We start from the raw sequence: 6,687 nt of genomic DNA on the forward strand, positions 1-6,687 counted from the left end.
CAGTTCTTCTGGATGTCATCAGCAATGGCTACCAGGGTGGACCGAACAGCCTGATCACAGATCCGGAATTCGGAGTGAAACTGAGTAAACGCGACAAGCTTCTCGCCTTTCTCCGGATCAAGGATGCGGCCCTTCCTTCAGGAGAAGAAGCGCTCGGCAAGGTTTTACAGACCTTGAAAGACGCTGTCTCGGTTCGCCGTCAGGGTCTAACCTACCTGATTGCGGTTGAAGTCCGTTCGGAGAACCCTCAACGAGCAGCAGCACTCGCGAACGCGATCTCGGAAACCTATATTCGCAATCAAATCGAGCTCAAGGTCGTTGGAGCTATCGCGGCACGAGACGTGGTCCAGAGGCAGATTCAACAAGCCGAAGCCATGGTGGTAACGGCTGAAGCAAACTTCAACGATTATATCTTTGACAATATCAATACGTTTATTTCGGAAACCGGGCGCGCGGATTTCGGCACGATGCGTGATCGCATCCAGGCGATTGGCCTGGAGCGTACGGACGCCGAAACGCGCCTGTCGATCCTTGATCAAACATTGCAATCCCGGGACTTTGGCGCTCTTGCCAGCGCACTGGAAAACGAGGCTGTCAGTGCACTTCAAGGGCAGCGTGAAAGCCTGCTGCAGCAACTGGCTACGTCATCGAACAATTCTACGGAGGCGGTCAACCTGCGTGCACAATTGACGCAGATTGAAAATGAACTTCTAAATCAGGCTAAATCAGCGTCAAGCTCAGTGCGCGCAGAGCTATCAGAAATCGAGAAACGCGGGTCGGAAATGAGGGCGACCCTGAGCAGTGAGATCCTTTCAAGCAACCTGCCTCCTGCAATCCTCGCGCAAATTTACCGTCTGCAACAAGTTTCTCTCAATGCAACGACGCAGTACCAGGCGCTGTTGTCACGAACGCAAACACTTGAGACCGAAGCCGCCCTGCAGGTCGCAGACAGCCGCATCGTCTCTCCTGCCTTCACACCAACATCCTCAAGTTATCCAAACACGAAACTCATCCTCGCCGGAAGTTTTGTATTTGCACTTGGAGCTGGTGTCGGCTTTGCATTCCTGTTCGAAAACTTCATTGGGGGTTTTACAAATCAGGATCAGGTTGAAGCACACTTGCGCGCGCCTGTTGCAACAGTCATTCCCAAACAGGCTCCGGTCAATCCGACTTCCGCATCCGTCTCTGAAAGTGTCATAGATAGCCCCCTGTCCATGTTTGCAGAATCCATAAGGCGCATGAGGGTCTCGATGGATCAGGCTGTTCTGAAGGCTCGATCCGGTTCTGAAGATGCGGAAATCACACGTGGAAAGATCATCATGATTTCTTCCGCTCTGCCGGGTGAGGGAAAATCGACCGTCGCTTTGTCGCTTGCCCGCACTCTGGCGCTTTCCGGCTTCAAGACGCTTATTATTGACTGCGACCTGCGCAAACCGAGCGTTCACAAGCAGCTGCAGATGGAGCCGTCGAACGGTTTGGCCGACTATCTGAAAGGCGCCCTCGACAATGGCGACCTGATGGACATCGTCAAAACCGATGAACGGACAGGCCTGACAGCCGTCGTTGGAGCCCGACGCTCCGACATCCCGACCGATCAGCTTATTGACCGAGGCTCGTTCGCGCGCATGATTTCCAACGCGACCAGCCGGTTCGAGTACATCATCCTGGATTCACCGCCGATCGAACCTGTTGTCGATGGCCTCTATCTCGCAAAATATGCCGACGTGATCGCCTTCGTCATCCGCTGGGCGACGACACCCCAGCGGCTCTGCGCGCAGTCCCTTGAAAAACTTGACGAAGCGAAACGCCCAAACGCTCAGATCGTCACACTTCTAAATCAGCAAGAAGGCAAAAAAGCTGGTTACTTCACGGCGTATTCGGATTATTATACCGAATAGGCCACCCAGCCGGGATTGGTGAAATCGGGATAAAAACCGACCAGTCCCGATCGGGAACTGCGGGAAGCCTGACTTGTACACAAGGCAGGCCGAGGCCTTGTGGCTCTCGTTTGCCGACACAAACGGCTTCAGAAAACGTTCACTCAAATACGTTCTATTTTCTTGTTCCGGCCTCCGGTCAACGGTTTCGAGAAACGTACGTTTCGGTACTCAAACGTACCGAAGATTTCTCCCTTTTTCGCGTTTTCCGGTTCCTTCATATACGGGCCAACCATGCAGCCAATCGTATGGGAATTAGGATAACCCACCACACCCTCATGGTCGACTTCCTTGGTCCCGTTCACCCATATTTCGATGCCACCACCGTGTTGCCCGGCGCTGAATTTCACGCGACCCACAAAACTGTGCCATTTTTCGCCGGGCAGCTCCAGCGAAGCCAATACGTGCCTCTTTCCTTTCGGAGTTTCAGGTGCGACCTGCAACCACTTCACAACAAGGACACGGCCTGAATTCTCCTGTAACTCGAAACTGAAGGGAGGATTTCCTGGCATGGTTTTAGTCCAGGAATTCTGGTGAAACTGAGCAAACAGAAGCCAGCGCGAAAATTGTTTGTCCGGCAGTTTTGCATCGAACGAAAACCAGACTTCCTCATCAGAACCGAAACGATGCGGGCAAGACAGTTCTGTTCGAACTCTGCGTGCCTTCCTGTCCGATTTGAATACGTAGCCACCCTGTCTAGCCGTCAGCGCGAAATGGTTCCTGGAATAATGTTTAACCAGTTCCGGATCAGGAACCTTGTAGGTCTCCCATTCACTTTTTGGAATAAAAGTCTTCTTGGTACTGGCCTTGACCGCGAGGTGTGGTGTGCCCGCCAAACCGAAGAGAACAGCGGTTGCGCAGAAAGCCACAATGGACTTCTTAAGAGCACTTCTGTCCTTATGAAATCGATGCACCGGTTGGGTGTTCTTGTAAATTCTGTCCGCCATTTGTAACTCGCTCGGTAGCCATTTACCCAAGGCTTTGATGAAACGGTCAAAAGTGTTTCGAACGCTCTGCAATAGCCTGTCGCCAGCCGTTTGGAAAAAGTGGCAATCGCACTTATTGGAAAACATGGCCCTGTGCGAACCAGGACGACACGGTGTTTCAATCAGCGGCGAAATTTAGGCCAGAATTTCGTGGCTTTGTTGTGGCGCAGTTGCAGTCCTGCGGGCCTTTGGATGACGACGCGACGAGCGGTTTGACCGACTGCTTTCAAGCCGGGCCTTGTGGCTTGCAGTCCTTCTGAAAATCTTGTGGGACCTGCTCAAAGCGACACGCATAAAGCCACAAAGAAGGACGCAAACAAACGTACAGATCAATCCGTTCGCTTTTGAGCAGTTGCGGGTCTGGCGCAAAGGGCCAAGAAAGTACAAAAGGCAAATATCGGTGCCACGGACGGACGATTGATAATGCCGTTGGAGATCGCTGAGCTAAGCAGAAACGCAATTGCCAGCATGCTCAGTACATGGCCGCGTCCACGTGCGATCAAAGAAGCCCAGAACGACAGGAACGCGAGCAATCCCAGTACACCGAATTCGATTGTCGTTATGAGAAAATCGTTGTGCGAGTCCTTGGCTTCATACCGCCAGGTTGCATTGCCTTTGAAATAGTCGGTCCCTGGCCCTGATCCGAAAAGAAACTGAAAGAGACCCCTGTCGAGAATGATGTCGATCCGCTCGCCCCAGGCAACCACGCGGCCACTTGAAAACTTCGAAAGATCAAGATCGGGAATCCCGGAGGCCAGCAGAACAACAGCGGGCAAACCGATCATTACGCTCAGAACCGCGAGCAGCAACATGATGCTTGGGGACAGTTTCAGAGCCCGAGCGAGTGAAAAACCGATCATGGCAATAGCCACAACGTATGTGGTCCGCACTTCGTACCCGAAAAGAACGGCAAGCAGGAGTGCAATCATGCCCAGCGTCACAGTGCGATAGCCCACGCCCCTGCGCAGCAGCTGAATATGCATCCACAAAAGCGCCAGAGTTATGTACGCGCTCGGATGCAGTCCGTCAGCACCTCCACTGAAAGAGGCCAGCCGTGGTTTGTTGCCGACTATCAATGGCTCTCCGGTGAAGGAAGCGATGAAAATCCACAATGCTGCAACGCAGGATACCAGCCAGACACAAAGCCATTGCCGTCGTTTGAGCTGAAAGTCATCGACCAGAAAAAAGATCGAAAACGCAAGTGCTCCAACGATATATCGTAAGAGCTCCAGCGCCATGCTGAATTGACCGGACATCGAAATATTCAATATTGCGGAAATCGCAAATACAATCGGCGATGCAAAATACAGCCCTGCAAAGGGGAGCCGCTTTCCATTCATCCCGAACAACAGTCCGACAATGTAAAGGTAGAGAAATCCGACAAAGACCACGCCTGAAATCAGTAGTCGTAAGCTGCTGGGAATTAAGTTAAAAAAACAACCCAGGACAACGGAAACGAGTGACAAGGCCAAAAACATGGTCTTTAAGGTTTGAGGCTCGACCTCATCCGCACTAGAAGACTGATTGTACGTAGCTGAAGTATGCAATGAATGACGCATTTTTATAATTGAACGTTGTTTCGACGACTAATTTGAAATTGGAATTTAAATTAGGTTCTTCATATGACTATCTCAAAGCGCCTTCTTCTTCTAGTGGCTGGATTGATATTGACGGCGATCATACTGTCCGTCATTGCGTTTTTTGCGTTTGCGAAAAGGTACTGGACCGACAACAGTACGAGGGAACGGATAGCGTCCAGCACGCATCTGGACATGGCGTTTACAAAAGACAGCGATCTTTTGTTCAATTCTGACTATTCCATCCAGGTTTGTTGCAACCATTCGCTCGAGCTTTCGCCGGAGAAAGGCGTTGCAGACTGGGCCAGTTCCATGCGTTTCGAAGTTCGGCCCGAAGACCCCCGGGTCAAGGGATCAAAGCGTTCGGAAATTCGCTTCCGCCCTGATCCTTACGGCAAAACCATGCGCTACAGGGCACGCCTCTATGTGCCGGAAGATTGGCAAAACTCGGATCAGCGTGTCATCGCTCTGCAATGGCACGGTACTCGAGACATACACCTTCGCGAAGGCGGCCGCGTTCCGCCCTTGGAGTTCTTCATTCTGAATGGCGAATTTCACCTGGAAAAGTCCTGGGACACACGTCTACATTCAGGCTTTGCGCGACAGGTGGATGTGGAAGGCAGGAAAATGCTGTGGTCGGCTCCGATCAAGCCCGGTACCTGGGAAGATTTCGAATTTCTGGTTAAATGGTCTGTTGATGATGACGGCGAAATTTCCATGTTTCGGAATGGCGAAATCATGCTCACAGACACAGGTCCCAACGCGCATAACGATCTGATCGGCCCCTATCTGAAATTTGGCGTCTATATCCCGAACTGGAAGGCCAATCCTCCAACGAACGGCATCAAGAAACGTGTCCTGTTTTTCGACACGGTAAGTGTCGAACCACACGCTGAAGAAAACTAGCTAAAAGCCTTCAGCTATTCGTTGGAGCCAAGTACTTAAGGTCAGATTTTATGGATATCATATACGTTTCGGGATTTGGGCGCAGTGGTAGCACGCTCGTCGAGAGCCTTTTGCAGAAAGACTATAATGCCATTGGTCTGGGTGAACTTTATTTCATTTGGGACAGGGGCTTTCTGAAGAACGAAAAATGCACCTGTGGCACACCGTTCAGAGACTGCAGCTACTGGAGCGACGTACTCAAAAACGCCTTTGGTGCCATTGATGAACCAAAGGCGAAACATTTTGACGCCGTCTTCAAGTCCGCAAGAGGCAATCGTCCGAGTTTTCACTCTCTCCCGGGACAGCTTGAAAGTGTTTCAACGGAGTTCAAGGATATCAGCCAGCGCCTTTATGGTGCGATCAATGAAACTCTCGATGGCCAGGCTCTAATCGATTCAAGCAAATATCCGCTGTTCGGTGCTGCGCTAAGCCAGACCAATGGACTGAACGTAAAACCCTTGCATGTCTTTCGTGACCCGCGCGCCGTTGCCCATAGCTGGTCGAAGAAGAAAAAACGGCCGGAAGGTTCTGGCAAGGGGGCTTACATGTCACGCTCCAAGCTGACTTTGAGTTCAATCTGGCGCTGGAAGTGGTTCAATCACGGCGCTGAACAACTCGGCACACAGATGCACCTCCCTTACTTGTCCGTCTGCTACGAAGATTTTTGCGATGCGAGCGAAAGGCACATGAAACGAATTGCCGAGTTCTATGATCTGAAGCGGCGCGCAACCCCTTTTTCCGGTGCATGGCACAGCGTATCGGGCAATCCGGCCCGGTTTGAAGGGTCTCTTGGTTCAATTCGCAAGGACGAAGCATGGAAAGAACAGTTGCCAGGCCTTGCCAAGATCCAGATCGACCTGACCTGCATGACACAGTTCAATCACATGCGGACCGGCGCCCTCACCTCACAGAATTGACCTCTGCGGTGCTAGCGCGGTGCTGCAACGACGCCGAGTATGGACGGATCCAATTTCAGTGCACGGCGCACATACCACCACATTCTTCCGTTCCACAACGCGACACCAAGCGCAACTGCGCAGGCAACTCCAACTGTCCCGGCCAACCATGCGCCGGCAACCATCGCCACCGAGATGGCAAACGCCGACGTGATCTGAATCTGCGCAGCTTCCTTCTGATGCCCGGTCATATTCATCACGATTCCAACACAGCCTGCGCTGGCACTCAGGAGTTCCCCAAAAGCAAGTATTGTCAGCTCGGTTTTCGCCGACTGAAAACCTCCAC

General features: G+C 51.9%; 5 protein-coding genes and 1 pseudogene. 3 read left to right on the forward strand and 3 right to left on the reverse strand.

Translation table 11 applies throughout. The features are described 5' to 3' along the window. Nucleotides 1–1,898 (forward strand): GNVR domain-containing protein (locus tag K5905_RS23920; RefSeq protein WP_297588679.1); only part of this gene is annotated, 1,898 nt, incomplete at its 5' end. Nucleotides 1,899–2,041: 143 nt separating this feature from the next. Here K5905_RS23920 and K5905_RS23925 read toward each other — a convergent pair. Continuing rightward, entirely contained in the window at nt 2,042–3,010 is a 969-nt protein-coding gene (locus K5905_RS23925) for a heparin lyase I family protein (RefSeq protein ID WP_297588682.1), read from the reverse strand. Between the two features lie 242 nt (nt 3,011–3,252). Next, on the reverse strand, nt 3,253–4,179 hold the full coding sequence (locus tag K5905_RS23930) for an O-antigen ligase (RefSeq protein ID WP_297588684.1): 927 nt from the start codon (nt 4,177–4,179) through the stop codon (nt 3,253–3,255). A 366-nt stretch (nt 4,180–4,545) separates the two neighbouring features. Here K5905_RS23930 and K5905_RS23935 point away from each other — a divergent pair, with 366 nt between their 5' ends. Together K5905_RS23935 and K5905_RS23940 are read left to right on the forward strand one after the other, a co-directional pair. After that, nucleotides 4,546–5,406: a polysaccharide lyase gene (locus K5905_RS23935; RefSeq protein ID WP_297588687.1), complete on the forward strand. Its 861-nt coding sequence runs from the start codon at nt 4,546–4,548 to the stop codon at nt 5,404–5,406. Nucleotides 5,407–5,456: 50 nt separating this feature from the next. Next, nucleotides 5,457–6,362: a hypothetical protein gene (locus tag K5905_RS23940; RefSeq protein WP_297588689.1), complete on the forward strand. Its 906-nt coding sequence runs from the start codon at nt 5,457–5,459 to the stop codon at nt 6,360–6,362. A gap of 11 nt (nt 6,363–6,373) precedes the next feature. On the opposite strand, the pseudogene K5905_RS23945 reads toward K5905_RS23940, so the two are convergent. Further along, nucleotides 6,374–6,687 (reverse strand): annotated as a pseudogene (locus K5905_RS23945) (hypothetical protein); the annotation flags it as partial.

This window comes from Roseibium sp. (assembly GCF_025698965.1).
Taxonomy (GTDB): Bacteria; Pseudomonadota; Alphaproteobacteria; order Rhizobiales; family Stappiaceae; genus Roseibium.

What these genes read in the sequence shown, in the direction of transcription:
- K5905_RS23925 (WP_297588682.1), bottom strand. Translation starts at nt 3,010, where the DNA reads ATGTTTTCCAATAAGTGCGATTGCCACTTTTTCCAAACGGCTGGCGAC.
- K5905_RS23930 (WP_297588684.1), bottom strand. Translation starts at nt 4,179, where the DNA reads ATGTCCGGTCAATTCAGCATGGCGCTGGAGCTCTTACGATATATCGTT.
- K5905_RS23935 (WP_297588687.1), top strand. Translation starts at nt 4,546, where the DNA reads ATGACTATCTCAAAGCGCCTTCTTCTTCTAGTGGCTGGATTGATATTG.
- K5905_RS23940 (WP_297588689.1), top strand. Translation starts at nt 5,457, where the DNA reads ATGGATATCATATACGTTTCGGGATTTGGGCGCAGTGGTAGCACGCTC.